This window comes from Rhodococcus oryzae, from assembly GCF_005049235.1.
GTDB classification, from domain to species: Bacteria; Actinomycetota; Actinomycetes; order Mycobacteriales; family Mycobacteriaceae; genus Rhodococcus_G; species Rhodococcus_G oryzae.
Map to the genome: position 1 here is coordinate 273,267 of NZ_SUMD01000002.1, position 25,880 is coordinate 299,146.

Below are 25,880 nucleotides of genomic sequence, written 5' to 3' on the forward strand. Positions count from 1 at the left end.
GAGCCCCATCACGTGATCGGAAAGTCGAAGTAGACATCTGGATATGGTTCGCGTTTCAGCGTGTAGTGCCACCACTCGCAGTCGTACCGATCAAATCCGCAGTCCTCCATGATGGAACGAAGAAGCTCACGATTCTGGGACTCGATCGGCGTGATTCCTCGCGCTCGATGACCTGAGATCGGGTCCATGAGGTCATGGTCGCCACCCATAGGAGAAAGTTCATTGGTCGCAAGGTGATAGAGCGTCAGGTCAACGGCGCCGCCCCTACTGTGGCCCGATTGGGTTGCCACATATCCCTTTTCGAGCATCTCGTGTCTATCGATATTGGGATAGTGCCGCTGCTTCGTCTGGCCGTCCTCCGGCTGTTCTGACCAGCGTAGGAAGCAGTCGACGGCGCGCCGCGGACGGTAGCCGTCCCAGAGAAGGAGTCCGAAGCCGAGGGAGGCTGCCTTCTCTCGTGCTTGCTTGAGGGCAGCGCACAAAGCCCGGGTGCCGACGATGCGATTCGTGAGGTAGCCGTCTACCGGTTTGCCGGTGAAGTTGTCCCACGTGGCGTACTTGGCATCCCAGCGGACCCCGGGCACCCAGTCGTCGACGTAGACGAAGTCCTCGTTCATCGCTTCGTCCCGTGCAGTGTCATCGAGATGAGCCGGTCGATCACGTCGGTGAGCGGCAGTCCCGCGGCGGCCATCATCCGCGGGTACCGGCTGTACGACGTCATCCCGGGCATGGTGTTGACCTCGTTGAGGACCACCCGCCCGTCGTCGGTGAGGAACATGTCAACGCGGGCAAGTCCTTTGCAGCCCAGGGTGCGGTAGATGGCCTTGGCGGTCTCTTGGACGAGCCGCCGCGATTCGTCGGAGATGTCGGCGGGAACGATGAACGTCGAGTTCTCCGATCCGTTCTCTGGTGAGTCCTCCTGGTGGATCCTGAAGAATCCGTGCGAGAGGTCGACGCGGTCCACCTCGCCCGTGATCAGGCCGAATCGTTCCCCCATGACCGCGCAGCCGATCTCGCTGCCGGCCACGGCTTCTTCGATCAGGACCTTCGAGTCGTACTGTCGCGCCGCGCTCAGCGCGTTCGGCAGCTCGTCTTCACGGGTGACCTTGCTGACGCCGAAAGATGAACCCGAACGGGCCGGCTTCACGAAGACCGGATAGCGAAGATGATCGGCGTCGACCTTCTCGTTCTCCGCGACAACCCAAAAGGTCGGCGTGGCGATTCCCGCGCTCTTGGCCACGGTGTAGGCCAGGGCCTTGTCCATGCACACAGCCGAGCCCTGGATGTCGCAGCCGACATAGGGGATGCCGGCGAGCTCCAACAGGCCTTGGATCGCGCCGTCTTCGCCGAGCTTGCCGTGAAGTACAGGGAAGACGAGGTCGAGGCGCACGGTTTCGTAGCCCCCCTGCTCCATGACCAGCAGGCCGTGCACACTTCGATCGGGTGACAGCACGGCGGGACGGGCGCTGCGATTCTCCCAATCCGCGTCGGGGCCGTCACAGAGCTTCCACTCGCCGCCGGTCGTGATGCCGATCCAGAACGGTTCGTACTTCTCCGTGTCGAGATTTCTTGCCACCTCTCGCGCCGACTTGATGGAGACGGGATGTTCTTCGGAAGCCCCTCCGAAGATGACCCCGACCTTCAATCTGCTCATGCTGTTCTCCCACTTTCAAAGTTGAGGCAGTTGACGAGGCTGTTTTCGACGGTGTCGTTCAGGGCGTGGTCTGTGTAGTAGGCGGAGTGCGGACTGATCAGCACATTCGGCAGGCGCTGTAGCCGCACCAGGGCCTTGTTCTCGATGAGCTTTCTTCTGCAGTCGGCGTAGAAGACCCCTTCCTCTCCTTCGACGACATCGAGCGCCGCGCCGCCCAACCGGCCGCTCTCCAATGCGGAGAGGAGGGCCTCGGTATCGAGCAGCGGTCCGCGACCCGTGTTGACGATGTACGCGCCGTGCTTCATCTGGTCGATGCGTTGGCGATCGAGGAGATGGTGTGTGTCCGCGGTGAGTGGAGTGTGGAGCGTGACAATGTCGCTCTGCCGCAGCAGTTCATCGAGCGGAACGTAGTCGGCGGAGGCGTGAGGCCTGCTGTCATGTGCCAGCACGCGGCAGCCAAATCCCTCCAGCCGGTCGATGACGGCTGTGCCGATGCGCCCTGTTCCGATCACCCCGACGGTCAAGTCGCGCAGCTCCCTGCCACGCGTGTCATTCAGCCGGTAATCATGCGTATCGGCACGGCGGACAATTGATTTCGCGTGGCGTACGGCCATCAGCATCAACATCAGTGTGTAGTCGCCCACGCTGTCGGGCGAGTAGTCGACGTTGCCGACCGAGATGCCGATGCTCGCCGCGAATTCCACGTCGATGTGGTTGTACCCGACGCTTCTGGTGGAGATGTACTCCACTCCTACTCGGCTCAGCGCCAGCAGCGTGGAATTGGTGATCTGCGTCTTGTGACTCACGCTGATGCATCGGTTGCCACGCGCCAGTTCAGCGTTGGTTTCACTGACCGCTTCCTCGGTGATGCTTGGCGTTAGCCCGAGGCGGGTTCCCATCTCGCGGAACAAAACGGCTTCGTCGTGACCGCATCCGAAAACTCTGACCCCCGTGGTCGGGACGGCCGAGGGTGACGAATCGTCGAGCGCTCGGACGTGCCGCTCCGCGATCACTTCGCTGTCGATCAAACCCAGGTCGCTGTAGGACATGCCGAAAGTCAAGACAACGCGGTGTTGCCAGCGCGTATGCAATTTTCGATATGCGGACGATATGCCGCCCGTGGGGTTGCGTTCGGAAGCGGCATGCGCGGAACGAAACAGTGGCAAGATGTCCGCGCTGGCGCCGTAGCCTGAAGAAAGCTCGCGCTCACGAGTTATGTGAGCGCGGCGGGGGCTACGACAGCTGTGGGGGGTGCGGCAAACGGCGGCGGGAGCCTTTGCGGCGTCAGATGCGGCCCGTCTCGTGGGCCCACATGGCGACCTCGACGCGGTTTCGGGCGCCGAGCTTTCGCATGAGGCTGGCGAGGTGGGCTTTGACGGTGCTTGGGGTGATGTAGAGCTCGCTGGCGATCTCATTGTTGGTGCGGCCTTGGGCTACAGGCACGAGGACTTCCTCCTCGCGGGCGGTGAGCGGTTCTATCGGCCGCCTCGGTGGTGAGGGCTGTGCGTGAGCGAACGCTGCGAGCAGTCGGACAGTCACGCTGGGTGCGATCAGTGCGTCTCCGTCGGCGGCGGCGTGGATGGCCTGGGTCAGCAGGGCGGGTCCGGCGTCCTTGAGCAGGAACCCGCGGGCGCCGGCTCTGAGCGCCCCGTGGACATACTCGTCGAGGTCGAAGGTGGTGATGACCACGATCGGCAGGGGGTCGGTGACGTCGGGGCCGGCGAGGCGGCGGGTGGCTTCGATGCCGTCCATCAGCGGCATTCGGATGTCGAATAGGCCGACGTCGGGGCGCAGCTGGAGCGCCAGGCGGACTGCCTCGCGCCCGTCGGCGGCCGCGCCGACCACTTCGATGTCGGGTTGGGCGTCGAGCAGCATCGTCAGCCCGGTGCGCACGATGGGCTGGTCGTCGGCGATGAGGACCCTGATGCTCATCGTGGCGTCCCGGTTCGGGGCAGGACCGCCTCTACCCGCCAGCCCCGCTCGGCGGCGGGGCCTGCGTGGAAGGTGCCGCCGAGCAGTGAGGCGCGTTCCCGCATGCCCACCAGGCCGTAGCCTGCTGGGGCGCGGCCGCCAGCGGCGGAGCCGTCGTCGTCGATGGTCAGCCGTACCCGGTCGGCGTCGCCTGTGACGGCGACGGTGACCTGGGTCGCGTGACGGGCGTGCCGTCGAGCGTTGGTGATGGACTCCTGGGCCAGGCGGTAGATCGCGGCCCCGACCGCCGGGCTGAGGTCGTCGAACTCGCCGAATAGCGTCACCTCGACGCTGGGACGCGTCCGGCCATCGGTGGCGAGCTGCTCGACCTCGGCCACGCCGGGCTGCGGCGCGAACTCGGTGTCCTGTGAGGCGCGGAGCACGCCGACGATGGCGCGCAGCTCGGTGAGTGTGCGGGTCGCTGCGTCCTCGATGACGGCCAGGGCCTCGACGGCGCGCTCGGGGTGGGAGGCCGCGATGGCACGTCCTGCTTGGGCCTGGATGGCGATGCCCGAGACGTGGTGGGCGACGGTGTCGTGGAGCTCGCGAGCGAGCTGTTCGCGTTCGCGGGCCTTGGCTTGGTCGATGTCGCGGATGCGGATCTTCGCGCGATAGCGGATCGCGGCGCCGAGCGCGGCGGCGAACAGGAAGAACGCATATCCTGCGACCGCCTCCGCCAGGGTGGTGGGGTCGGCGCCGTGGGTGGTGATGATGGCCAGCCAGAGCAGGATGACGCCGAGGCCGCTTGCGGCTTCCCGGCCGGAGCCCCACCGGAACAGGGCGTAGGCCAGGATCAGCACCGCGAGGGTGCTGTTCAGCAGGGTGCCTTGCGACCCGGTGAGAATTCTGACGATATCGACGATCGTCAACGTGCCGCAGGAGACCGCAACCGCGACGAGCGGGTGCGTGCGTCGCCACAGCAGGGGGCCGAGGACCGCGAGCACCGCGAGTAGCTGCAGCGGGAGTGGCGCCAGGTCCTGGCGAAGCACCACTTCCACCACCGACCAGCAGATCAGTACTGCGACCAAGGCCCAGTCCCGCGGCCCCCGGCCCGGGGCATTCGTGGGTCGAGGTTCGGCCCACAGCGAGCGGAGCGCGTTGGTGGCCATCTGATCAGCCTAGGCAGACCGCGTGCTCGGTGCCTCCGCCGAAAGTACAAGAGCTCGGCTGTGCCAACGGCCAGGTCGAATCAGGCTCCGGGGCTAATGTGCCCGCCGCCGGCATCCGTGAAGGTGAAAGCACCCACCCAATCAAGCCAAGGAGCATTGATGAGAACGCCTCAATCCCACACCGCACCAGAGAATCCGCCGTCCCAGAACGCGCTGGAAGATCTGCGCATGCCCGTGCAGGCCAAACTCGCAGCAGCATGGACCAGCTTCATGTTCCTCTACATCTACGTCGACTACCTCGCCCTGTACAAGCCCGGCTTCCTCGACGACCTCCTGGCCGGCATCGTCCACGAGTTCGACATCGGTCCAACCTTTGTCGCCATTGCGCTCACGCTCATGGCCATCCCGATCCTCATGATCCTGCTCTCCGCGACACTGCCCGCCCGTGTCAACCGCACCATCAACCTCGTCGTAGCAACGCTCTACATCCCCGTCTCGATGTTCAACGCGGCAGGGGAGTCCTGGACCTACTTCTACTTCTACGGCCTCTCCATCGGACTCGAGTTGCTGCTCCTGGCCTTCATCCTGCGCTCCGCCTGGACCTGGCCACGCCGCACCGCATCACCGGCGACCCTGGCAGCCAGCCTCGACAGCGAGCCACTCCGCACGCCGCCGCAGGCGTGACTGCCCGCCCCGCGCCCGACCATCCTTCGCTCGCTCCACCCGCGGGCACGGTCACCTGCCTCAGCGTTCGCTGATGTCTACGGTCAACTGGCGTCAGGTGTCGGGCGAGGAGTACTGCCGGATCCCTGCAGTGTCCGGACAAGAAAGCGTCGTGTTCCTGGTGTGGGACTGACGGTCGCCGCCTTCACTCCATCTGGCTCCAGGGGCGTGTCTTCAGCAACCCGACCATAATCGAGTCATGAGTGTCCCCGCGCCTGAAGCCCCCTCGTTCGAGCATGTCGACTTCGAGGCACTCGATTCGTTCCGTTTCCCGGACGGCGGCGGGTACCCCCAGAGCTACCGCGAGTTTGTTCGCTCCTGCGGCTGGGCCCGCACGTTCGGCCTGTGGCTCATCTACCCGCCCGTGCAACCCGGTTTCGCAGACGGGCGGGCCCGTGCAGCGAACCTCACCGAGCACTTCCACACGGTCTTCCGCGACGGCGAAGAGGAGGAATTCGACTGGATGATCGAGCCCGACGGTAGCTGGGACCTCGCCGAACGACTCGAAGTCTTCGGCTGGAGCGAGAACGGCGACCTTCTCCTCTGGGACGTCGCAAGCCGCAATGCCGACGAGGAGTTTCCGGTGTGGGAATCGCGCGGCATGAACACCCTCCACCTGCTCGGCTCGAGCCTTGACGAGGCGCTTCTCAAGCTGCGCGAGCGCTCCGAGGCCCAGGTCATTGAGCCGCTGAGACCTGCCCGTCTCTGACCCACAGCTCATCCGGATCCGCTCGAGGCTGAGATCCGCCGGGACGCACGGCTTGCCGGCGCGCCCGTAGGCGTTCAGGGAGTGCTCGAAGTACCCGGATGCCCAGTTTCGGTCAGACGCAGCCCGTCGTCGTCGGTGACCCGCAACTGTGCGCCGGAGAGCGCGACGAACCGGAGTGCTCTTCGATCTGCCGGGTTGCTGAATCCTTATGGCCGCACTGGGAGCCATGCCCGCACCGCGGTACGCCGATCCCCCTGGCGGCGTTCATGAACCGCGCGTCGCACTCGCGAGTTCGGGTCGAGATGGCGAGACCGCATGGATCGTCATCCATGCCCCGCATTCGGCGGTTGAGCACTACACAGGCGTCCTGATGGAGGTGGCACTGAGCCATGGCCTGATGCTCTGGGATCCGCAGCGAGGTGCCGTCTGGGGTAATCGACGACCGCCGAAGTTGTCGGCCTAGCCTCGGCCGAACTCGCCGGCCGACGGGGATGTTGCGTGGAGCCGTCTCGGTAGCCCGCACCGTGCGAACAGGGCATCGTCCGCGACCGTCATTGTCTTCCTTGCGGAGGGACACGCGACGACACAGTATTCCGGGCATGGGATTCTCGCTGATCTTCGTCCGCGTCCAGGGAGACGAGCAGCGCGACGCGGATCGCGATGCCGTCGCCGCCTTCCTCGAGGCGCGCGGCCTGCGCGCGGTGGACAGCGACGGCCAAGGTTCGCTTCTCGTCGATGCGGACGGGCAGGCGCTCTCGTTCGACGGCCACTGGACCGACCTGTACCTCGACCCGCTCGATCAGGAGGGGCCGCTGAGCGGTGGGATCGATCACGCCTCGTTGTCGGAGGAGGAGACGACGTTCATCTATGAGCTGTGCGTCGCGGCGGGGTTCCTCATCGTCAATCCGCAGGGCAACCCGACCTATGTCGTCCCCGGCGCCAACCATGTCCCGGGAGACGTTCCGGATCCGCAGGACATGGACTGGGTGAACAGCGCTGCCGAGCTGCGGCAGGCGCTCGCCGGCAACTTCGACGACTTCCGTGATTGGCATGACCGCGTGGTCGCGCAGTACGCGGACGGGCGGGCCGACGGCGAGTAGCGCGCGCCAACCCGGCGGCGCACGGCGGCTACTCGATCCGGGGAACCGCCGTCCCCGGTCGCTAGGCTGTCGCGATGTCGATGAACTTCATGCTGGGCTTCGTGCCGAACACCGACCTTTCGGCCTTCGGAGCTGACGCCGAATCGACCATCGACTTCGACGAAGCGAGCCGCAGCACCGCGGCCGGCCCGTCGGCCGCGCAGGTCGGCGCGCACGTGGTGCTCGTGGATCCCGGTCTCGATCTCCAGCAACTTCCGCGGCTCTCCGAGCCGCCCGCGGGAACGGTGCTCGTCACCCTCGGTGGCACGAGCGACGTCTATGTGGTCCGGTCGTTTGGCGATGACCCCCGCCTCCGAGTACTCGCCGAGCGCGAGGTCGCCGAAGACCTCGGCGCCCCGATCGACGCTGAGGCGGTATTCGAGACCGAGGACGACCCGGAGGACGCGCACCTGGAGTTCGTCTGTCGCCTCGCCAGGATCACGGTCGAGGAGCTGTGGAACCTCGAGTGGGCGCCGCTCTCCTCGGGCAGGGGCGGGTTCTTCGGCCGTCTCTTCGGTCGCTGAGGCTCAGTTCGGATCGCGCTGAGTCACCCGGCCGGCGTCTGCCCGCGGTAGTCGCGCGAGGCGGCGATCACCTGTGCGCTCAGCTCGCTCAGCTCTGCGAGTCGATCGCCTCTGCTGCCCCGGAAATCTGGGGCAACCCGAACCAGTGGAATCTCCTCATTTCTCACACGGTGAACGTTAGTGTGCGTAACGCCCCAACGAGGGGCCGAACAGGAGACCAAGATGACTGCAAGCAGGACATTCCTTCGCCGAATCGGCTGGGGTGCATCGGGTTTGATGATGGTGGCCGCGGCGGTCGGCATGTCCGTCCCGTCCGCGTCGGCGGCCACGTCCCCTGACGGCAGGCTGTCCTTGGATGTCTTCCCGCCGCCCGGCGGATACGTCGTGGGCGTGAGGGCGGACATCACAGTGGAGGGGGTCGGCGGCTCGATGTTCCCCGTCCTCCCCCAGTCATGGGTGACCCTCAGCGACAACGGAACCTGCGTCTACTCCTTTTGGCCAGGCCAGGCCCCCTCGGGATTCAGCTACCTGTCGTGGGTACCGACCACGGCCGGTACCCACACGATCAGTATCACCCACTACGGCACAACGGTGTCGGAGACCGTCACGGTCAATCCGGCCCCCGACGGCACCCCGGTGCCGACTCAGGAGACCCCGGGATGCTCGAACGTCGGTAGCATCGATACCGGCAGCCTCGGATCCTGATCGCCCGGTCCTCGAGCAGGAGCAGCGCATGAGCACAAGCAGCATGGCTGCCTGCTGAATCGGCGGGGGTGCAGTGTTGATCGATAGAGGCGGCCGCCACACCGGCGAGCACATCGACCGGACGGTTCCCCAGGTGATGCATTCCCGTGGGAGCGGGTGACCTTCTGTGACAACGGGACCTAGCCCGGGAGCTCGTTCCGAAAACCGCAGGCCGATCGGACAAAGTAGATCCGGAACCTACGCCCAGGCGGCGCGGCTTTCGGTCGCGTGTCCCCGGAAGATGCTGGCGCTGCGTGATTTCCGGGCCGTCGCGGCTAGGCAGCGATTTGCGTCAGGGGACGACCACTTCCGTCGATACCGGAATGCTCGGGCGGTCGGTCCGCATGGTGAGCTGGACCCGTCCCGGGCCGGTACCCACATGCATGAGCATCGGCCGGGTACTCGTGTTGCCGGCGGGTACGTACTTACTCACTGTGCCGCTTTGGCCGGTGTCGAGGTTCCGCCAATCGACGATCGCAGTTACGTCGCAGGCCAGGATGGTCGGCGCCCACTCCCCCAGCGGTGAGAAGCCCTGCGCGATTCGCATTTCGACGGAATGGACGGCCCCTCGAGCCTCGGAGTATTGCCACAGGGGTCCGTCGAACGCAGTTCCGGAGGCGGTCAGCATGCCGGCGCAGATGCCATTTCCCAGCGTCCACACCGGGGCCAGTCCGACGTTTGCCTGGGCACACGATCGCGGTTCTGTGTTCGACCACCCGAGCTGGCAGGGATTGGCCGCGTCGGTGGCGCCGGCTACGCCCGGCGCCGCAACGAACATCGCTGCGCCGATGAGTCCGGTAACTGCGGCCGAAACAGATCGATGTGAAATTGACATGTCTTGATAATCGTGCGGTGCTCCGTGTTCATTACGCATCAACCCCGTAATGCTGGGGTCACCGCCTGAACCAGCGGCGCTTCGGAGTAGATCGAGCCAGCTCCATTGCCACGTCGATGAAGGACACCACGTTCTCTTCTAGGCCGTTGTCCACACGCTTGAACGCTTTGCCGATGGGGTCTGCGAATGTTCCGCCGGGGAGTTCGACGCCGGGCCATCCGCTGAGCTGGGCGGGCGGCTCAACCCATCGCGCATCAGCGTGGCGAACGAGGAGTTCGCCGAGATAGCTGCCGAACTTGAAGACGAGTTCCGCGAGGTCGTTGCTTCCGCCCTCTTGATCACGAACCTCCCCGAGGTACATATCGATGTCGCGGGTCGATGCGATGGTGAAGGGAAGGCTGTGACCGGTGTTGGCGCGAACGGAATCCGAGCATGCATTCGCGAGAAGGGGCATGTTCGCCACGGTCGGGGGCACGGGGAGTCGCAGGGGGCGACCGGAGTCCGCGTCTGGGACAGAAACCACGAGTCGAAGCTACCTGGTCAGAGGGCGTTGAACGCGGTGCGCAGGGCGGCGGCATAGGCGCGGGGGTGAGTGGTGTTGCCGTTGTGGCCACCGGGGAATTCGTGCAGGTCGCTGCCGACCAGGTCTGCCAGCGCGAAGGCGCACTCGTTGTCGAAGACGGTGCGTGGGGTCGTGCGCCCAACGGCCGCAACGATCCGGGTCGGGGTGTCGGCGAGGGCGGTGACGTCGAGGGTGTCGCCGATGACAGCGGTGAAGTCGTGCTCGACGAAGAAGTCGAAGTTGCTCGCCCGCTGAGGTGTCGTCGGCTGCGGGGTGAGGCCGGGCTCGGCGTCGGGGTTGGCGGGGTCGATGCCGAGCACCTCGGCGACCACCTTGAAGGTGGCGGCCAGTCCGTCGCGGCGGTGGACCCGCTGGATGTGCGCCAGTTCCTGCTCGTGGTGGGCGCGTCGGTCGGCGGGCAGCAGTCGCGGGGTGACGGGCTCGTGGGCGATGAGCATGCTGATCTGCCCGGGGTGGTCGACAGCCACGTGGAACCCGATGGAGGCACCCAGGCTGCAGCCGAGCATGAGCACCGGCTCATCGCTTAGGTGGGACAGCAGGCGGTGCACGTCGTCGGCGTGCTCGGCCAGGCTCACGCTTTGCGCGGGGTCGTCCAGCGTGCTCCGGGACAGGCCGCGGCGGTCGTAGGTCACCACAGTGTGATCGGCGACGAGGTGGTCGACCAGGTCCTTGCTGCGCGCGGCGTCTCCCTCGCCACTCTGGGAGATCAGCAACATCGGGCCGGTGCCGCGCACCTCGTAGTAGAGCGTGGCGCCGGCAGCCCGGAGCATGCCGGCCGTCGGGCCCGGGGCCGTGGTGGTGTCCATCGAAGGTCCTCTCGATTGGGGCCGACTCGGCCCGTGCGAGAACCACCGTAAAGCATCAGTTTTGATGAATCAATACTGATACATCAAAACTGATGTAGATTGTGGGCATGGATGGAGTCGAACTGTTCCTGCTGGGAAGGACCTTGATGAAGATCGGCGAGGAGGCCCTGCCCACCGACGGCATCGGTCCGCACTCCACCAGCGTTCGGTCCGTGCTGATCGTGGTCAGCGACGTGCGCGCACATCCCGGCAGTAGCGTCGGAGAAATCGCACAGCGCACCGGCCTTCCCCAGAGCGCGGTCTCGGCAGCGATCGCCCGGCTCCGTGACGCGGGCGCCGTCATCACCGCGCCCGACCCCGGCGACCGACGTCGACTCCTCGTCCACCCCGCACCCCAGCCCTCCGGCAGGGTGGAGGAGGTCAGGTCGAGCTCCATCGATGCCGCCCTCGCGACTGCCATCGACACCGACGACCCGCAACCGGTAGCCAAGATCGCCGGCCTCCTCGAAGAGCTCGCGCAGCACCTGACCCCGCAAGTGATCACCCGCCTACGGGGCTAGACACTCCAAGGACTGCAAATCGGGTCGAGCAGTCCCTTCCGTGACGCTCGCGCGCGTGGTGTTCTGGATGGGAGTCACCCACCCCGGCCTTCAGGACCGGAGCGGATCATCACAGTGTCAGGGAAGGCGCCATGACCACGATCCATCTCCACCAGAAAACCACCGCGACGCCCGAGCAGGTTCTTGCCGGCCTCACTGACTTCGGGCCAGGTCGCGAGGAACTCTTCGGCAGAAGCGCAGACAGTTACCTCAAGGTGCATCACGAAGGCCCCCATGAGGCCGATGTCACGGAGGGCTCGAGCGGCATCTGGGAACGCCTGCACTACGACTGGACCGACCCACACCACGTCCTGATGACGACCACCGATTCCAACTTGTGGGGTGGTGCCTCGAGCCATACCTACACTCTCACAGAGGAACCCACGGGTGGGACCGATGTGGACGTCGTCGTGGTCCGCGATGGCAAGAACCTCAAGGGGCGGCTGCTCGCGAGCGTGCTCGGAATCGTCGGCGCCCGCGTCCTGGGAAAAGGGCTCAGGAAGTCCGTCGAGGCCATCGAAGCTCGCAACGACGGCGCGAGCGGAACGAACACCCAGACGCGAGAAGAGTGAACTGAGACCAACTTCGAAGATTCCGCACCGGCGAGTGGATGGGCTCCCGAGCCAAGGGGGTGGGGCTGGCACCACCCTCAAGTGTGCGGTGAACCCCAGTGACCGCGCGGTCGCCGGTGCGGAATGGTGATCGGGTGTCGACAGCGTCGCGGCCCACCCGCGCGCACCCTCGATCGAGCTGAAGGAGCCTTCTTGCACCGCTACGCCGCCCCGCCGCGACCCGCAGGAGTATCCGGTCGCGCACTCGCCCTGCTCGTCGCCCTCGCCGCGGCGCTCGTCGTCGCCTTCGTCGTCGCCCCGCGCACCCTGGCGGCGATCGGGCCCGGCGAGGGGTTCTCAGACCAGAGGAGCCTCATCGACGCCGTCCGCGAGACGTTCGTTGCGTATTGGAGTACCGGCGACCGGGACTTCTCGCCGGGCCTGGAGGGGGTTGTCGACTACTGGGTCCGCTACCACGTGGCTAAGGGCGTGATCGCTGCGATCCTGCTGGTCGCGCTCGTTGTGCTCGGTGTTCTTCTCTGGAAGGCGTTCGCGATGGCAGGCGGCACCGGGGCGGTCAGGCGTGCCGCGCTCGCGGCGGGCGGCGTTCTGGTCACCATGCTCGCGCTGTTCTCGATGGTTGTGGTGATGGCCAACGTCCAGGGCGCCGTGGCGCCCTTCTCCTCGCTGATGTCGATGTTGCCGGTCGGCGAAACCGACGGAGAGCTCGCCGATGCTCTCGGCCAAGTCAGGCAGCAACTGGCCGACTCCCCGAGTGCCGTTGGTGACCGGACCCCTCCTGCCCTCGATGTGATGATCAGCGACTTTTCTCGATATCACGCGGTGATGGCCGTGATCGCCGCGATGGTTGCCGCCGTCCTCATCGGCCTGAGCGTGGTGTTGTGGAAGTGGTGTGCGAGCACGGAGTCGTCCGCCAGGGGTGCGAGGCGCATGTTGGGGTCGTTCGCTGTTCTCTCGGCGGTGGTGTCGCTGGGGATGATCGTTGTCGGCTTGGCAAACACGACCACCGCGGCCGATCCGACGCCGGCACTCTTGGCCTTCTTCGGTGGCGGATTCGTCTGAGCGCCAGCCAATTACCGGGTCAGTAGATCGCGGCCGAGCGCAGGAGTCAGATTGCGCCCGCTCGGCGGACTCTCCAGATCCTGCACGGGTATTCGACCAAACGCGCACCTTTGGTCGAATCAGGTGTGGGCCTGGTCATCCGATACCGTTTCTCTTGGTACGTATGGAGGGCCGCGTCGTTCTCGCGAGCACCCGAACGGGATCTGTCTGTGTGGGGGTGGGTAGCAATGCAAGCCGGTCAGCTCCGCAGTCGCGCAACCGAGGCCGTAAGTCCCGCGCCGAACGGACAATTGCCACATCGAGCGGTCCGATCGGCGGGATCTGTTCTCGGAAGCGGTCGTTACCGCCTACTCCGGCGTTGGGGTGTAACCGCCGATTTCGAGTTCTGGCATGCGATGGATCGGGTCCTGGATCGCGAGGTCGCGCTGACCATCATCGACGGTGTCAGTACGCAACTCGGCCGCTCGTCCGTCAACGAGGTCTTTGCGCGGACGGTGGTGCTGGGCCAGGTCAGGACTGGCGCTGTCGCTTCCGTTCTCGACATGGTCGACGGGGCTTCGTTCAGCGCGGTGGTCGCAGAGTGGATTCCCAGTGTGTCAGTGGATGAGGCGTCCGCCGGCTCGACGTCGGTCCTGGGTGTGGCCCGCGCGGTCGTCGAGCTTGCCGACGCCATGCGCAGGTTCCACGAGTCAGGGGTGGCACTCGCGATCGGAGACGCCGGGCGCGTGCGGGTGAGTCTGGATGGCACCGCGTACGTGGCCTTTCCGGGGACGCCCGCGTCCAGCGGGCGCGACGGCGACATTCGAGGCTTTTGCCGCGTGGTCCACACGTTGGCCGCGGGGCTCCAGAGTCCCGACGCCTTGGGTCTCATGACGAGGCGGGACGGCCCGGAGGTGACCGCGGTCGCCATTACCGACACGCTGCAGGGGATCGTCGATCAGCCACTCCCGCCGGAGGCTCCGGTTCCCGCACCGATCGCCGATGCAGAGCCGGTGATGCCCGGGGACCCGACGCGACCGGGCGCTCTGGCCGCGTTTGCCGGCATCGCAGCGGTCGCCGTGGTGCTGCTCGGCGCGATCGGGTGGCTCATCGGGACGTCCATTGCCGACCCGCCCACCTTCGAGGCCGTTGCCTCGGCCGATGAAACGAACGGAGATGGCGCACCGCCACCGCCGCCTCCACTGATTCCAGTCGCTCCGGGTGGAGCGGCCGTGTACTCGCCCCAGCAGTACCCGGACAACGCGCTCGCGAGCGGCCTTGCCATCGACGGGAATCTGGAGACGGCCTGGTCGACGGACACGTACATGCAGCAGTTCCCGCAATTCAAGAACGGTGTCGGGCTGACGGTTGCGCTACCCCCGGACACCGCCCTGCGGGGGGTGTGGATCGCATCGCCCTCCGCGGGAGCCCGCGTCGAGATACGAACCCTCCCCCCGGTCGGCGGAGCCCTCGAAGAGACCACGGTGCTGGGGGCAGCGACCCTGCAATCGGGAGTGACGCCCATTGCCCTCGTCGCTTCGGCGCCGTACTCCGGATTGACCGTCTGGATCTCAGCTCAGGCGGGGAGTGAGGGAGGCTTCCGGACTGAGCTGTCGGAGGTCGGGTTCTTGAGCTGAGGGCGCGGACGTCCCGGGTCCGTCGAGTCCGGCCAGGGCCTGCGGCAACGGGCCCCGGTGAAGCACCCCGAGACGTTGGGTGGCCCGGGTGAGGGCGACGTAGAGCTCGGCCGCTCCGCGGGGGCCCTCGGCGAGGATCCGTTCCGGCTCCACGACCAGGACGGCGTCGAACTCCAGGCCCTTTGTCTCCGATGCCGCCACCGTGCCCGGCATGTCCGCCGGCCCTATCACGATGCTGGTGCCTTCGCGCCCGGCTTCGTCCCGAACGAATTCTTTGATGGCAGAATCCAATTCGTCCGTGGAGACCCGCCTGGACCACGGCCGGACGCCGCAGGCGCGGACGGACTCCGGGGCCTCGACTCCGGGTGCGAACTCCGCGAGCAGCGCGGCGGCGAGGGTCATGATCTCGGCCGGGGTGCGGTAGTTCACCGTCAGCGACCGGTAGACCCAGCGGCCGGGCACGTACGGCTCGAACATCGTGTCCCACGAGGTCGCGCCTGCCGCCGAACGGCGTTGGGCGAGATCGCCCACCACCGTGAAGGATCGGTCCGGGCAGCGCCGCATCAGCACCCGCCAGTCCATCTCGGACAGCTCCTGGGCCTCGTCGACCACGATGTGCCGGTACGTCCAGTCCCGGTCCGCCGCAGCGCGTTCGGCGAGATCCCTGGTGTCTCGCTCGACGAATCGATCGGCGAGGTCCTCGGCGTAGAGCAAATCCGTCGCGAACAGGTGATCGTCGTCGTCCATGTGGTCCGCACGGCCGACCATGAGGTCGAGCACGCCGGCCGCGTACGCCGCCTCGGCCTCGGCCTCGGCCTTCCGTTCCCGCGCGGCGGCCTGCTCGGCGCGCGGGTCCGGGCCGAGCAGGTCGACCAGTTCGTCGAGCAGCGGCACGTCCGACACCGTCCAGGCATCACCCTCGGCGCGCAGCAGTGCCTGGCCGGCGCCCGCCGCGCGCAGCCGTTCGGGTGACGTGTACAGCTGTGCCAGTAGTGCTTCCGGCGTCAGGATCGGCCAGAGTTCGTCGAGCGCGGCGGTGAACGCGTCGTTGCCGGCGAGCTCGGCGACCAGGTCGGCCCGCAACTCCTCCCACGCCTGCTCGTCCTTCCGGGTCAGCCAGCCCCGGCCGATCCGGCCTATCGCCCGTTCGGTGAGTACGTAGGTCACGATGTCGGCGAACACGGCGCGGGCCTCGTTGTGCGGCAGCCCGCTCGCGCGCGCCTCCTCCCTGGCCCACGCCGCGGTCTCTGCGTCGATCCGCACCGTGACGTCCGATAGATCGATCGGCAGCGGATCCCCTGGCAGTCGCTGCCGATCGGCGATCGCGGCGGCGAGGATGTCCAGGATCCTCAGCGAACCCTTGAGCCGCGTGGCTTCCGGGGCATCCTCGGCGGTGACGCGCAGACCGGGCACGAGGTCGCCGGTGGTCATGAACACCACGTCGGACTCGCCCAGCGACGGGAGAACGCGGCCGATGTGGTTCAGGAAGGCCGGGTTCGGCCCGACCACGAGCACGCCGTGGCGTTCCATCCGCTCCCGCTGGGTGTAGAGCAGGTAAGCGACGCGGTGCAGCGCCACGACGGTCTTCCCGGTGCCGGGGCCGCCCTCGATCACCAGCACCCCTGGGTGGTGGAGCCGGATGATCCGGTCCTGTTCGGCCTGGATGGTCGCCACGATGTCGCGCATGCCCTCGCCGCGCGGCGCGTTGACAGCCGCGAGCAGGGCGGAGTCTCCCCGGTCATCGTCGGCGGCACCATCGGGGCGGCCGAGGACCTCATCGGTGAAATCGGCGACCTGACGCCCGTGGCCGTGGAACTGGCGGCGCCTGCGCATGCCCTCCGGACTGGCGGCGGTGGCGACGTAGAACGCACGCGACGCGGGTGCCCGCCAATCGAGCAGCAGCGGTTCGAACTCGTTCGCCTCGTCGAAGATGCCGATCCGGCCGATGTACGACTGTTCGCCCGACAGGGCGTCCAATCGGCCGAAACACAGCCCGTTGTCGGCCACCTCCAGCCGATTCACCTCCCTCGCCAGCGCGTGCACCTCGGCATCGCGGTCGACGAGTGTCCCGCCGTTCTCGGCGTCGATCGGGCCACGGAGCGCCGCGCTGTACCGACCCTTCACCCGCGCGCGCTCGGCGTCGAGCCGCGCGTAGAGCTCGGCCACGTGGCTCCGTTCGGACCGCAACTCGTCCTCGTATCCCTGAGTTGACATGTGCCTCCCATTTCCGCAGGTTCTGGCTTCGGCCAGCGATTCTGCGGCACCACCCGGGTCTTGCCGCAAGCCCCCCGGTGCGCTATACATTGAAAGTGGAAAAGGGTACGGACTCCTTTCCATTCTTCGTCCGGACGGACAACCCCCTCGAGAAGTGGCGTCGCGATGTGCGCCTGGCATGAGCAATTTCGTGCTGTAACGGAACGCGCTGTGCTGCCGACAGTTCTGTTGTATTACAAACAAACAGGGAGGGAAGCGCATGGGTTCGGCGACTGATGCTTTGGAATGGATCCGCGAGGGATACCTGGCCGGTGATCCACTGCGATCTGCACTTTTCAACGGCGTGTTCTGGATCACGATGCCACTGCAACTGCTGCTGGGCCAGCCCTTCTAGCCCGTGGTCTGCACCAGATCTCGAAGCCGCCCCTCCCGATCGCGGGAGGGGCGGCTTTTTTGACGCAGCCCGCTGGGGCAGCCGAGCTCGGAACGCGCCGGCACCACCTCGGATCAGGCGCGCGGGTCGCGCCCGAGGTAACGAAGCAGCTCGGCGACCGCGGTATCATCCGACTCGTCCTCGACCACCGCGGCGTATGCGCCCCACTGGCGCAGCGGCTCAACGATCTCCGCCTCGATGCCACTGCCGGGCGCCGGATGCGCGGTGCGTGCCGCGGTGAGGAGGTAGCCGGCGAGTTCATCGGTCAGCGGCGACGGCTGGCCGGTTGCGACCGCGATATCCCAGGCGTGCACGGCGGCGTCCAGCGCGGCCATGACCGCGGCGATCGGGGTCGCGAGCGCGCCGTGCGGAAGTGGGGTCGGGACGGAATCGGTGTCGTCGGCGACGGTCGCCCACGCGGCGGCGGTCTGTTCGATCGCCTCGCGCACCAGTGCCGCTGCCGAGCCGTCGATGGCGCCGGAGGGGTCGAAGGGGTTGTAGGCGGGTCCGACCCCGACGCCGAGGGCCTGGGCGAAGGCGAGCTGGTCGCCCGCGGCGTGCTGGATCACCTGCGTGACATTCCATTCCGAGCACGGGGTCGGCAGTTGCCACTGCTGGTCGCCGACTCCTGCGACGACGCCTTCCAGCGCCGAGTAGGAGGTCGAGAGCACGTCGCGCCACGCGGGGCGCAGGGTCGCGGTGGCGTCGGCGGCGGTGGTGAGGTTCATGGCTGACCTTTCGTCGTGCTTCCTTGGTGTGACCTGAGCCTATGGGGCCATTAGGCTGGATTCGTTCCTAATAATTTCGGAGGTGAATGTGGCGCCAACCACAACGCGCGTCCTGCGCCTGCTCTCACTGCTGCAGGACCGCGCGCACACCGGCAGGGAGCTGGCCGAACGGCTCGACATCACCGATCGCACCCTGCGCAACGACATCCAGCGACTGCGCGAACTCGGCTACCCGGTTCACGCTGAACGCGGCGCCATCGGGGGCTACCGGCTCGGCCGCGGCTCGACGATGCCGCCGCTCCTGCTCGATGACGACGAGGCGGTGGCGGTCGCCGTCGCGATCGACCTCGCCGCGGACGGCTCCACCGGCATCGCGGGCATCACCGAAAGCGTCACGCGCGCCCTGGCAAAGCTGGAACAGATCCTGCCGAAGCGGCTGCAGCGTCAGGTGACAGCACTGCGGAACGCCACTGCCCTCGGGCCCGCGACCACCGGCTCGCGAGAACCGGACGCCCCGGTGCCCGCCGCGGTGCTCACCGCTCTTGCGGGGGCGATCCGCGATACGACCGCGGTGTCCATCGAGGTCGAGAGCGACACCGTAGAAGTCGAGCCGTACCGCCTGATCAACTGGCAGCGTCGCTGGTACCTGGTCGCCTACGACATCGGAACCCATTCCTGGCGAGCGATTCCCGTCGCACAGGTGCGCCAGGCAACCGCGGGCAGCCGCAGGTTCGGGCCCCGCGCGCTGCCCGACGAGGACCTGGTCGCCTTCGTCATGCGCCACATCGCGAGCACCGGCTGGAAGGTGCACGCCCGCGTCACCGTGCTCGCGCCCGCCGAGACGGTGATCGCCCGCATCAATCCCGCCGTCGGCGTGGTGGAGGCCGTCGACGCGGACAGCTGCGTCCTGCTGACAGGCGCGGACGCCCTGGAGACCATCGCCATCTACCTCAGCATGCTGATGATGGACTTCCGCGTCGACGGCCCACCGGAACTGGTCGCGCATCTGCGTACGCTGGCCCGGCGGTACTCCGCCTCGGTGGAATCGGCACCGTAGCGGGAGCCGGTTCAGCGACCCGAGCTGGGTTCGCCGAACCAGGACGAGAGCGCTTGCCGCAGCGCGGGCGCGGCGGCATCGGCGGACTCGTCGATGCCGGCCGCCCAGGCGATGTGGGCGTCCGGTCGGATCAGCAGGGCGTCGGCCGGTCGATCGTCGGTCTTCGCGGTGTGGATGTCGATGCGGTGCTCCCAGTCCTGTGCTACCTCGCGGAGGTCGGGGCGGTCGGCGAGGTCGAGGAGAGTGGGCCGACCGGGGTGCATGAGCTCGGCGACGCTGGTGATGCCCTGGTCGGTGTGCAGGATGAGGTTCGGTGCGAAGGTGCCGGCCAGGGCGTGGTGGTCGGAACCTGGCATCGGGTAACGAATGTCGGTGTGGCCGACGAGGGATCCCATGCGGCGCAGTGCCGGCTCGTCGGCGAGCAGTTCCTGGAAGACCTGCCGAAGCGCGTCGGCGGCTGCGTCGTGTCCGCGCCGCAGCGCCACCTGGGCTCGGGTCTGGAGCCGCGCACGCCCGCCGGCGTAGTGGCGCTCGTCGTGATAGGTGTCCAGCAGTCCGGCCGGTGCCCAGCCGTGGATGTCGGCACCCAGCTTCCAGGCGAGATTGACCGTGTCGAGCATGCCGACGTTCAGCGCGGTGCCGGTGGCGGGAAACAGATGGGCCGCATCGCCGGCCAGCAGGATCCGCCCGGCGCGGTACCGCTCGGCCTGCCGATCCTTGAACGTGTAGCGCGACAGCCGAATCGGCTCTCCCAAGGGGAGATCCGCGCCGAGCACGCGTCGGGCACTGTCGCCGAGCTCGGTCAGGGTCAGCGGCTCGTCGTCGTCGTATTCGGTGGTTTCGCCCTCGGTGGTCTGCAGCGACAGCACCCCGGAGCCGGCCGCGAAGGCGAACACGCCGCGGTCGGTTCGGGTGAACCCGGCCTGGATCCTGCCCAGCCCGGGCACATCGATGTCGCCGTTGTCGAGCGCGGTCACCGAATCGTGCAGGGCGACCTGAGCGAACCTGTTGACCTCTGGATAGGTGGTGCCGGGGAACGGGATACCGGCCATGTCCCGGATCCGGCTGCGCCCGCCGTCGCAGCCAACCAGGTATCGGGCAGTCACCCGGAACGGCCCGTCCGGCCCGCGCACGTCCGCGGTGACCGATGCGTCGTCCTGACTCACGCCGACCACCTCGTGTCCGCGGCGGATGTTGGCGCCGAGCTCGCAGGCGTGCTCGTCGAGCAGTCGCTCGATCTCCATCTGTGGGATCGGCAGCGCCCGCATCGGCGGGTCCGCCATGTCCGTGAAGTCCAAATACAAACCAGCGAAAGGGAATCGGGGTGCAATGTTGGGGTCGCCGCTGGCTGCTTCGAACCGTTCCAGCAGACCTCGGTAGCGCAGCAGGTCCAGGATCCGCCCGCCGATGCCGCTGGCCTTCGGGATGTCGCGAATCTGAGGCTGTCGCTCCAGCACCAGAGTTCGCACTCCGGCCAGGCGCAGCTCACCCGCCAGCATCAGGCCGGCCGGGCCTGCGCCCACGATGATCACGTCGGTGTCCGTCACTGGCATTTTGTTGACTCCCGTTTCCTCAGTTCTGACTCAGGCCAGCGATTCTGCGTCATAACCCGGGTCTTGCGGCAAGCCCCCCGGTGCGCTATATCTTGAAAAGGGGAAAAGCCGTTGGGTGATCGCTTCTTCCTCGTTGGGGGAAAATAGTCCGGTGTTCCGTTTTGCTCGTCTCAGACGCTCCGGTGGTGCTCATGCGCCCTATGAACCGCGAGACCTGTTGCGCGCCTATGAGCATCACGCGACACGAGAGGTTCGGCCGAGCTCCGGCGAGCTGCTGATCGTGATCCCGCTCGGCGACGAGCACACCCTGGAGATCACCATCGTCGATCCCACGGCGGACTGGATCGAGTCGAGAATCCGCGGGCTCTGCGCCTCGTTGGCGGAGATAGACCGCCGCGCCCAACGTGTTCTGCGTGGCGAGTTCCGCATCGGCTGGATCGAACTCGACTCGGCAAACCACGGCCTCATCGACTACTGGGCCACCGGGGTGAACAGTGAATATGCCATCGACATCTCGTGGACCGGAGATGCCTGGGTGGAATCGCCTGCCGCTCGCTGACCAGGCCCCCGATCGTGTAGCCGACCGGGGCTCTACAAGGCCGGAGTGTCCCTTCTCGGTCGCGGGCCGAGGTCACGTTCCTTGGCGGCCCAGGCCGTCGGACTCACGCCGAACTGTCGGCGGAACCAGCGCGAGAAGGCGCTCAGATCCGAGAATCCGAGTTCGCCTGCGATGTCGGTGAGGTTCCTGTCCCCGCGTGTGATGTACCGCCGCGCGAGGTCTGCACGTACCGAATCGACTACGGACGAGTAGGTTTCGCCCGCCTGGGACAGGTGTCGATGCAGGGTCCGCCTGTCCATGCCGAGACTGCGCGCGATACGGGCTGCAGTGCACCTTCCGCCCGGCAGGAGGGCTTCGATGATGTCGCGGACACGTCCGACGGCGGAAGCATCCTCGGGTGGCGCGAGCAGATCCAGGTACTGCCGTGCGTAGGGCTGGAACATCGGGTCGGACAGCGGGTTTACGGAGTCGAGATCGCTCGAATAGAGCACGAAGCCGTTGAAGTCCTGTTCGAACGCGATGTCCGTCCCGAACGCGCGGTGATGGACGTCGAGCGTTGGCGGTGCGTCGTGGACGAAGCACGTGGACAGTGGCCGCCAGCCCTCGGGAAGGAACGCGCCGAGGATCCGGGCCAACGACGCGATGACCAGTTCGATGGACTGGCGACCGAGTGTCATCCCTGGCGCGGGCTCGATCCGCAGGGAGGCAAGCCCGTTCAACTCGACGAGCCGAATCCGAATCGCCTCATTGTGTACCCGCATATGACGGAGGATGAGCGCGATCGCGCTCCGGACGTCGGGCTCTTCCCTGGCGGCCAAACCCACGGCTCCGAGTATCGACACGCCCCTTCCGTCCGCCATCTTGACCGCGAAGGCTACGCAGGACGTGGCCAGAGCTGTGCGCTCCAACAGCGCGTCAACGCGCTCCGCGGGAAGCCACGTGTTCGGCAGGGCCAAGGCCGTCGGGTCGATGCCAACCGCACGCATGAACGGATCGGGGTCCGAGCCGAGGGACTGCGTCAACTCGACGTATCCGGTCAGAGCCGAACTCCGCACCTTCAGCACCGTCATCGATCCCCTGTCCCAAACTGTCAAAGAATGTGTCCCAATGGGTCAAGTGATGGCGACCCAATCCGTATAGCGTGACCTGAGTCACCCGCACTTGTCGAATCCGTCCACACGGTCGCTCCTCGCGGGCAGATCCCCTGGTTCAGGACCGCAGCGAGCTCTCCGAACCAGCCATATCCGAGACGCGTCGCCCAACGCGCTCTTCAAGAACAGGAGCACGCATGGAACTGGAGCCCCAGGAGTCCACGCCGTCCCGAGACGTTCCCGGCGCAGGCAACCGCTCGAGGATCTATCCGTGGGTGGTCTTCGCCCTGATCCTCGGCCTCATGATGTCGGACTACATGTCCCGCCAGGTTCTCAGCTCGGTCTTCCCGGTACTGAAAGCCGAGTGGCACCTGTCGGACTCGCAACTTGCGGGTCTGACCAGTGTCGTGGCCCTGACTGTCGGTGTGCTGGCGCTGCCGATTTCGCTGGTAGCCGACCGTTGGGGTCGCGTCAGGAGCGTGGTGGTCATGGCCGGCATGTGGAGCGTTGCCACGATCCTGTGCGCCGCGGCGGGAAACTACGCGCAGTTGTTCGGCGCACGATTCCTGATCGGGTTCGGTGAGGCCGCCTACGCGAGCGTGGGCATGGCCGTGATTCTGGGAGTCTTCTCCCCACGACTGCATGCCTCGCTCAGTGGCTCCGTCATCGGCGCAGGGTTTCTCGGCTCGGTCGTGGGTGTCGCGCTCGGCGGCATCCTCGCGGATCGGCTCGGCTGGCGAGGGGCGTTCGTGATCATGGCGGCCTTCGGCCTGTGCCTGGTCGTTCTGTTCCGGATCCTCGTCAACGAGCAGCGACTGGCGCGTCATGCCGCTGATCAGCAGATTCCCGGGACGCGCGATCCAGGGAATGGACGCGCGCCCATCTCGAGTCTGTTCACCAATGCGTCGCTGACCTGTGCATATGTCGGTGCGGGAATGCAGTTCTTCGTCGCGGGTGTGCTGCTTGCCTGGCTTCCCAGCTACTTCAACCGTTACCACGACATGGCGGCCGCGGATGCCGGATTGGCGGCCTCGGCCTTCGTGCTCTTGATCGGTGCGGGAACGGTGCTCTGTGGCGTCGCTGCCGACCGGATCGGGCGGCGGCGACCCGAACGCAGGTGGAGTGCCGCGATCGCGTACGGCGCCATCTCGATGGTGTGCCTGATGATCGGCTTCCAGCTCGACAACGGGCCGGCGCAGCTGACGTTGATCGGAATCGGGGCATTCTTCTGCTCCGGATTCACCGGTGCCACAACGGCGGTCGTGGCCAGCTTGACCCACCCGTCGATCCAGGCCTCGGCCTTCGGCGTGGGCACCCTCGCGAACAACGTCTTCGGACTGGCGCTCGGGCCGCTCGTCGTCGGGCTGATGTCCGATCGGCTGGGTCTGCTCGGCGCATTGCAGTGGGTTCCGCTCGCCTCCGTCCTGTCGATCGTGGTCTTGGTCCTCGGCGTGAGGCTCTACCCCGGCGGTCTCCGCAAGCTTGCCTCGGTGGCGCTGAAGACCTCCGGCGAGACATCGGAAGCCCCGGCAGACGCGCTCGTGTCCCCGGCCTAGATCACCACGCTCATCGGAGTCTGTCGTCGCCGGGGGCGTCGAGACGGCTCGTCTATCCACTCACTGAAGGAGAGCAGAACGTTGCAGCAGCTACTCGACAAGGTTGCCGTCGTCACCGGGGCAGCACAGGGCTTGGGCAGGTCGATTGCCCTGGCCATGGCGCAGGAAGGCGCAGACCTGGTGCTCTGCGACGTGCAGGAGGACAGGCTGAACGAGGTCTCCGCGGAGATCGAGGCCCTCGGCCGCAAGAGTCTGCCCATCCGGTGCGACGTCTCCTCGCGGGAGGAGGTCTCGGCGATGTTCGCCCGCGCAGGCGAGCAGTTCGGGACCGTCCACATCCTCGTCAACAACGCCGCCCGCGTGCCGAACTCCCCGGCCGACGAGGTTCGTCGCAACAAGCACTACGCCTACATCACAACGCCGATGGAACGCCAGTCCCTCGGCATCACCAGCAGCCTCACTGACGACGACTGGCTCAAGTGGTGGGGCGTCAACGTGCACGGCGTCTTCTATTGCATCCGTGAAGCATTGAAGTTCATGGAGCCCCAGGGTTACGGGCGCATCATCAACATCGCATCGATCGCCGGTACCTCCGCGGCCAGCACCCACAGCCCCGGCTACTCCGCCAGCAAGGCCGCCGTGGTGAGCCTGACCAAGACCGTCGCGCTCGACGTCGCCGGTGCCGGCATCTACGCCAACGCCATCGCCTGCGGAGGCGTCTTGACGCCTCCTTTCCAGGAATACCTCGACGGGGCCACCGAGGAGCAGAAGCGCAGCCTCTACCAGATCGTTCCCGTTGGCCGACTCGGTACTCCCGAGGAGTACGCCTCCCTCGCCGTCTACCTCGCAGGCGAAACCCACTACCTCGTCGGCCAGGTCATCAGCCCCAATGGTGGCGCCGTCATCTGACCGCCACCGCCCCGCGGTTCCATCGAAAACCACATCCCAACAACTCTTTCCAGAGTCACCGACAGGAGCACCACATGCACTTCCACGACGACGCCCTCTTCCCGGAGAACCAGGAGAAGCTGGTCATCACGGCTGCGCCGTACGGGCCCGAGTGGGAGCCCAACGACTTCCGTGAGGACCTTCCGCTGACCATGGACGAGCACGTCCAGCAGGCCGTCGACTGCTACGAGGCCGGCGCGTCGGTGCTGCACATCCACGTCCGTGAGCTCGACGGCAAGGGCAGCAAGCGTCTCTCGAAGTTCAACGAGCTGCTCGGCCGGCTGCGCGAGGCCGTCCCGGAGATGGTCCTGCAGGTCGGCGGCTCGATCTCGTTCGCTCCGGAAGGTGAGGGCGCCGAGGCCAAGTGGCTCTCCGATGACACCCGGCACATGCTCGCCGAGCTCGACCCCAAGCCGGACCAGGTCACGATCGCGATCAACACCAGCCAGATGAACATCGCGGAGCTGTTGACCGCGGACGACATCGCGGGCACATCCCTGGCGCGTCCGGAGCTACAGGAGACGTACCGGGAGATGACGATCCCGGCCGGCCCGGGTTGGGTCGAGGAGCACCTGCGCCGCCTACAGACCGCCGGTATCCAGCCCCTGTTCGCGCTGACCGGCATCACCGGCCTCGAGAGCGTCGAGCGGCTCATCCGCCGCGGCGTCTACACCGGTCCGCTGAATGTGACCTGGACCGGAATCGGCGGCGGCATGGAGGGGCCGAACCCGTACAACATCATGAACTTCATCCAGCGCGTCCCGGACGGCGCGGCCCTGACCCTGGAGTCCCTCATGCGCAGCGTGCTGCCCGTCAACACGATGGCGATCGCGATGGGCCTGCACACGCGCTGCGGTAACGAGGACACCATCTGGGGCCGCAAGGGCGAGAAGATGACCTCGGTCCAGCAGATCCGGCAGCTGGTCCGCATCGCCGGTGAGCTCGGACGCGAGGTCGCCACCGGCAAGGACGCCCGCGACATCTACAAGATCGGCACCACCTATGCCGACGCCGACGAGACCCTCGCCAAGCTCGGTTATGCGCCGAACCGGCGCCCGGGTCAGGTCGGGTTCACCCACCACGCCTGATCAGCGA

General features: G+C 66.7%; 27 protein-coding genes. 15 read left to right on the forward strand and 12 right to left on the reverse strand.

The window, feature by feature from the left end:
* Nucleotides 1–8: 8 nt before the first annotated feature.
* From vanX to FCG67_RS04675, 5 genes are all read right to left on the reverse strand, one after another.
* The gene (vanX, locus tag FCG67_RS04655) at nt 9–617 is read right to left on the reverse strand and encodes a D-Ala-D-Ala dipeptidase VanX (RefSeq protein ID WP_136907560.1); all 609 of its coding nucleotides are present in this window, start codon (nt 615–617) and stop codon (nt 9–11) included.
* A complete protein-coding gene (gene vanO / locus FCG67_RS04660) occupies nt 614–1,654 on the reverse strand; it encodes a D-alanine--(R)-lactate ligase VanO (protein ID WP_136907562.1) in 1,041 nt (346 codons plus the stop codon). Before vanO ends, vanX begins: the two co-directional genes overlap by 4 nt.
* Nucleotides 1,651–2,703 (reverse strand): D-lactate dehydrogenase VanH, encoded by a 1,053-nt coding sequence (gene vanH, locus FCG67_RS04665; protein ID WP_136907564.1) that lies wholly within the window; start codon nt 2,701–2,703, stop codon nt 1,651–1,653. The genes vanO and vanH overlap by 4 nt, the downstream gene beginning before the upstream one ends.
* A 235-nt stretch (nt 2,704–2,938) precedes the next feature.
* A complete protein-coding gene (locus tag FCG67_RS04670; protein ID WP_136907566.1) occupies nt 2,939–3,586 on the reverse strand; it encodes a response regulator in 648 nt (215 codons plus the stop codon).
* Nucleotides 3,583–4,734 (reverse strand): sensor histidine kinase, encoded by a 1,152-nt coding sequence (locus FCG67_RS04675; protein ID WP_136907568.1) that lies wholly within the window; start codon nt 4,732–4,734, stop codon nt 3,583–3,585. Before FCG67_RS04675 ends, FCG67_RS04670 begins: the two co-directional genes overlap by 4 nt.
* A 159-nt stretch (nt 4,735–4,893) precedes the next feature.
* Between FCG67_RS04675 and FCG67_RS04680 the strand changes: the two genes are divergently transcribed.
* The 5 genes from FCG67_RS04680 (at nt 4,894) to FCG67_RS04700 (ending at nt 8,534) form a co-directional block, all read left to right on the forward strand.
* Nucleotides 4,894–5,418, forward strand: coding sequence for a DUF6326 family protein (locus FCG67_RS04680; RefSeq protein ID WP_136907570.1), 525 nt, complete (start codon nt 4,894–4,896; stop codon nt 5,416–5,418).
* 238 nt (nt 5,419–5,656) lie between these two features.
* Nucleotides 5,657–6,166, forward strand: coding sequence for a hypothetical protein (locus tag FCG67_RS04685; protein ID WP_136907572.1), 510 nt, complete (start codon nt 5,657–5,659; stop codon nt 6,164–6,166).
* Nucleotides 6,167–6,765: 599 nt separating this feature from the next.
* Nucleotides 6,766–7,266, forward strand: a complete 501-nt coding sequence (locus FCG67_RS04690; RefSeq protein ID WP_136907574.1) for a hypothetical protein — start codon at nt 6,766–6,768, stop codon at nt 7,264–7,266.
* A gap of 74 nt (nt 7,267–7,340) precedes the next feature.
* The gene (locus FCG67_RS04695; protein ID WP_136907576.1) at nt 7,341–7,829 is read left to right on the forward strand and encodes a hypothetical protein; all 489 of its coding nucleotides are present in this window, start codon (nt 7,341–7,343) and stop codon (nt 7,827–7,829) included.
* A 222-nt stretch (nt 7,830–8,051) separates the two neighbouring features.
* Nucleotides 8,052–8,534 carry a hypothetical protein gene (locus FCG67_RS04700; protein ID WP_136907578.1) on the forward strand — a complete coding sequence of 161 codons (483 nt, stop codon included), beginning with the start codon at nt 8,052–8,054 and terminating at the stop codon, nt 8,532–8,534.
* A gap of 331 nt (nt 8,535–8,865) precedes the next feature.
* Here FCG67_RS04700 and FCG67_RS25330 read toward each other — a convergent pair whose 3' ends face one another.
* The 3 genes from FCG67_RS25330 to FCG67_RS04715 form a co-directional block, all read right to left on the reverse strand.
* The gene (locus FCG67_RS25330; protein ID WP_246044845.1) at nt 8,866–9,408 is read right to left on the reverse strand and encodes a hypothetical protein; all 543 of its coding nucleotides are present in this window, start codon (nt 9,406–9,408) and stop codon (nt 8,866–8,868) included.
* 58 nt (nt 9,409–9,466) lie between these two features.
* A complete protein-coding gene (locus tag FCG67_RS04710) occupies nt 9,467–9,862 on the reverse strand; it encodes a hypothetical protein (protein ID WP_136907580.1) in 396 nt (131 codons plus the stop codon).
* Between the two features lie 86 nt (nt 9,863–9,948).
* A complete protein-coding gene (locus tag FCG67_RS04715) occupies nt 9,949–10,797 on the reverse strand; it encodes an alpha/beta fold hydrolase (RefSeq protein WP_136907582.1) in 849 nt (282 codons plus the stop codon).
* Between the two features lie 107 nt (nt 10,798–10,904).
* Between FCG67_RS04715 and FCG67_RS04720 the strand changes: the two genes are divergently transcribed.
* The 4 genes from FCG67_RS04720 (at nt 10,905) to FCG67_RS04735 (ending at nt 14,646) form a co-directional block, all read left to right on the forward strand.
* Complete coding sequence (locus FCG67_RS04720; RefSeq protein WP_136907584.1) at nt 10,905–11,357, forward strand: MarR family winged helix-turn-helix transcriptional regulator; 453 nt, start codon at nt 10,905–10,907, stop codon at nt 11,355–11,357.
* A gap of 131 nt (nt 11,358–11,488) precedes the next feature.
* Nucleotides 11,489–11,968, forward strand: coding sequence for a hypothetical protein (locus FCG67_RS04725; protein ID WP_136907586.1), 480 nt, complete (start codon nt 11,489–11,491; stop codon nt 11,966–11,968).
* 192 nt (nt 11,969–12,160) lie between these two features.
* The gene (locus tag FCG67_RS04730; RefSeq protein WP_211243109.1) at nt 12,161–13,030 is read left to right on the forward strand and encodes a hypothetical protein; all 870 of its coding nucleotides are present in this window, start codon (nt 12,161–12,163) and stop codon (nt 13,028–13,030) included.
* A gap of 395 nt (nt 13,031–13,425) precedes the next feature.
* Complete coding sequence (locus FCG67_RS04735; RefSeq protein WP_136907588.1) at nt 13,426–14,646, forward strand: protein kinase family protein; 1,221 nt, start codon at nt 13,426–13,428, stop codon at nt 14,644–14,646.
* On the opposite strand, the gene helR is transcribed toward FCG67_RS04735, so the two are convergent.
* On the reverse strand, nt 14,581–16,860 hold the full coding sequence (helR, locus tag FCG67_RS04740) for an RNA polymerase recycling motor ATPase HelR (RefSeq protein WP_211243110.1): 2,280 nt from the start codon (nt 16,858–16,860) through the stop codon (nt 14,581–14,583). The genes FCG67_RS04735 and helR overlap by 66 nt on opposite strands.
* Nucleotides 16,861–17,119: 259 nt before the next feature.
* Here helR and FCG67_RS25530 point away from each other — a divergent pair, with 259 nt between their 5' ends.
* Nucleotides 17,120–17,254 carry a hypothetical protein gene (locus tag FCG67_RS25530; protein ID WP_281282320.1) on the forward strand — a complete coding sequence of 45 codons (135 nt, stop codon included), beginning with the start codon at nt 17,120–17,122 and terminating at the stop codon, nt 17,252–17,254.
* Nucleotides 17,255–17,367: 113 nt separating this feature from the next.
* Here the strand turns inward: FCG67_RS25530 and FCG67_RS04745 are convergent, their stop codons facing one another.
* The gene (locus tag FCG67_RS04745) at nt 17,368–18,021 is read right to left on the reverse strand and encodes a TIGR03086 family metal-binding protein (RefSeq protein ID WP_136907590.1); all 654 of its coding nucleotides are present in this window, start codon (nt 18,019–18,021) and stop codon (nt 17,368–17,370) included.
* Between the two features lie 82 nt (nt 18,022–18,103).
* Between FCG67_RS04745 and FCG67_RS04750 the strand changes: the two genes are divergently transcribed.
* The gene (locus tag FCG67_RS04750) at nt 18,104–19,078 is read left to right on the forward strand and encodes a helix-turn-helix transcriptional regulator (RefSeq protein WP_425467794.1); all 975 of its coding nucleotides are present in this window, start codon (nt 18,104–18,106) and stop codon (nt 19,076–19,078) included.
* Nucleotides 19,079–19,089: 11 nt separating this feature from the next.
* Here FCG67_RS04750 and FCG67_RS04755 read toward each other — a convergent pair whose 3' ends face one another.
* Entirely contained in the window at nt 19,090–20,631 is a 1,542-nt protein-coding gene (locus tag FCG67_RS04755; RefSeq protein ID WP_136907592.1) for an FAD-dependent monooxygenase, read from the reverse strand.
* Between the two features lie 217 nt (nt 20,632–20,848).
* On the opposite strand from FCG67_RS04755, the gene FCG67_RS04760 reads away from it, so the two are divergent.
* Nucleotides 20,849–21,190: a hypothetical protein gene (locus FCG67_RS04760; RefSeq protein WP_246044846.1), complete on the forward strand. Its 342-nt coding sequence runs from the start codon at nt 20,849–20,851 to the stop codon at nt 21,188–21,190.
* A 32-nt stretch (nt 21,191–21,222) separates the two neighbouring features.
* Here the strand turns inward: FCG67_RS04760 and FCG67_RS04765 are convergent, their stop codons facing one another.
* The gene (locus FCG67_RS04765; RefSeq protein ID WP_136907594.1) at nt 21,223–22,260 is read right to left on the reverse strand and encodes an AraC family transcriptional regulator; all 1,038 of its coding nucleotides are present in this window, start codon (nt 22,258–22,260) and stop codon (nt 21,223–21,225) included.
* A 218-nt stretch (nt 22,261–22,478) separates the two neighbouring features.
* Between FCG67_RS04765 and FCG67_RS04770 the strand changes: the two genes are divergently transcribed.
* The 3 genes from FCG67_RS04770 to FCG67_RS04780 all read left to right on the forward strand — a co-directional run bounded on the left by FCG67_RS04770 (nt 22,479) and on the right by FCG67_RS04780 (nt 25,873).
* Nucleotides 22,479–23,837, forward strand: a complete 1,359-nt coding sequence (locus FCG67_RS04770; RefSeq protein ID WP_136907596.1) for an MFS transporter — start codon at nt 22,479–22,481, stop codon at nt 23,835–23,837.
* Between the two features lie 81 nt (nt 23,838–23,918).
* On the forward strand, nt 23,919–24,746 hold the full coding sequence (locus tag FCG67_RS04775) for an SDR family NAD(P)-dependent oxidoreductase (protein ID WP_136907598.1): 828 nt from the start codon (nt 23,919–23,921) through the stop codon (nt 24,744–24,746).
* A gap of 74 nt (nt 24,747–24,820) precedes the next feature.
* Nucleotides 24,821–25,873 (forward strand): beta-keto acid cleavage family enzyme, encoded by a 1,053-nt coding sequence (locus FCG67_RS04780; RefSeq protein ID WP_136907600.1) that lies wholly within the window; start codon nt 24,821–24,823, stop codon nt 25,871–25,873.
* Nucleotides 25,874–25,880: the final 7 nt, after the last annotated feature.

Excerpts from the sequence above, each read along its gene's own strand:
- vanX (WP_136907560.1), bottom strand. The coding sequence starts at position 617 with ATGAACGAGGACTTCGTCTACGTCGACGACTGGGTGCCCGGGGTCCGC.
- vanO (WP_136907562.1), bottom strand. The coding sequence starts at position 1,654 with ATGAGCAGATTGAAGGTCGGGGTCATCTTCGGAGGGGCTTCCGAAGAA.
- vanH (WP_136907564.1), bottom strand. The coding sequence starts at position 2,703 with ATGTCCTACAGCGACCTGGGTTTGATCGACAGCGAAGTGATCGCGGAG.
- FCG67_RS04670 (WP_136907566.1), bottom strand. The coding sequence starts at position 3,586 with ATGAGCATCAGGGTCCTCATCGCCGACGACCAGCCCATCGTGCGCACC.
- FCG67_RS04675 (WP_136907568.1), bottom strand. The coding sequence starts at position 4,734 with ATGGCCACCAACGCGCTCCGCTCGCTGTGGGCCGAACCTCGACCCACG.
- FCG67_RS04680 (WP_136907570.1), top strand. The coding sequence starts at position 4,894 with ATGAGAACGCCTCAATCCCACACCGCACCAGAGAATCCGCCGTCCCAG.
- FCG67_RS04685 (WP_136907572.1), top strand. The coding sequence starts at position 5,657 with ATGAGTGTCCCCGCGCCTGAAGCCCCCTCGTTCGAGCATGTCGACTTC.
- FCG67_RS04690 (WP_136907574.1), top strand. The coding sequence starts at position 6,766 with ATGGGATTCTCGCTGATCTTCGTCCGCGTCCAGGGAGACGAGCAGCGC.
- FCG67_RS04695 (WP_136907576.1), top strand. The coding sequence starts at position 7,341 with ATGTCGATGAACTTCATGCTGGGCTTCGTGCCGAACACCGACCTTTCG.
- FCG67_RS04700 (WP_136907578.1), top strand. The coding sequence starts at position 8,052 with ATGACTGCAAGCAGGACATTCCTTCGCCGAATCGGCTGGGGTGCATCG.
- FCG67_RS25330 (WP_246044845.1), bottom strand. The coding sequence starts at position 9,408 with ATGTCAATTTCACATCGATCTGTTTCGGCCGCAGTTACCGGACTCATC.
- FCG67_RS04710 (WP_136907580.1), bottom strand. The coding sequence starts at position 9,862 with ATGCCCCTTCTCGCGAATGCATGCTCGGATTCCGTTCGCGCCAACACC.
- FCG67_RS04715 (WP_136907582.1), bottom strand. The coding sequence starts at position 10,797 with ATGGACACCACCACGGCCCCGGGCCCGACGGCCGGCATGCTCCGGGCT.
- FCG67_RS04720 (WP_136907584.1), top strand. The coding sequence starts at position 10,905 with ATGGATGGAGTCGAACTGTTCCTGCTGGGAAGGACCTTGATGAAGATC.
- FCG67_RS04725 (WP_136907586.1), top strand. The coding sequence starts at position 11,489 with ATGACCACGATCCATCTCCACCAGAAAACCACCGCGACGCCCGAGCAG.
- FCG67_RS04735 (WP_136907588.1), top strand. The coding sequence starts at position 13,426 with ATGGATCGGGTCCTGGATCGCGAGGTCGCGCTGACCATCATCGACGGT.
- helR (WP_211243110.1), bottom strand. The coding sequence starts at position 16,860 with ATGTCAACTCAGGGATACGAGGACGAGTTGCGGTCCGAACGGAGCCAC.
- FCG67_RS25530 (WP_281282320.1), top strand. The coding sequence starts at position 17,120 with ATGGGTTCGGCGACTGATGCTTTGGAATGGATCCGCGAGGGATACCTG.
- FCG67_RS04745 (WP_136907590.1), bottom strand. The coding sequence starts at position 18,021 with ATGAACCTCACCACCGCCGCCGACGCCACCGCGACCCTGCGCCCCGCG.
- FCG67_RS04755 (WP_136907592.1), bottom strand. The coding sequence starts at position 20,631 with ATGCCAGTGACGGACACCGACGTGATCATCGTGGGCGCAGGCCCGGCC.
- FCG67_RS04765 (WP_136907594.1), bottom strand. The coding sequence starts at position 22,260 with ATGACGGTGCTGAAGGTGCGGAGTTCGGCTCTGACCGGATACGTCGAG.
- FCG67_RS04770 (WP_136907596.1), top strand. The coding sequence starts at position 22,479 with ATGGAACTGGAGCCCCAGGAGTCCACGCCGTCCCGAGACGTTCCCGGC.
- FCG67_RS04780 (WP_136907600.1), top strand. The coding sequence starts at position 24,821 with ATGCACTTCCACGACGACGCCCTCTTCCCGGAGAACCAGGAGAAGCTG.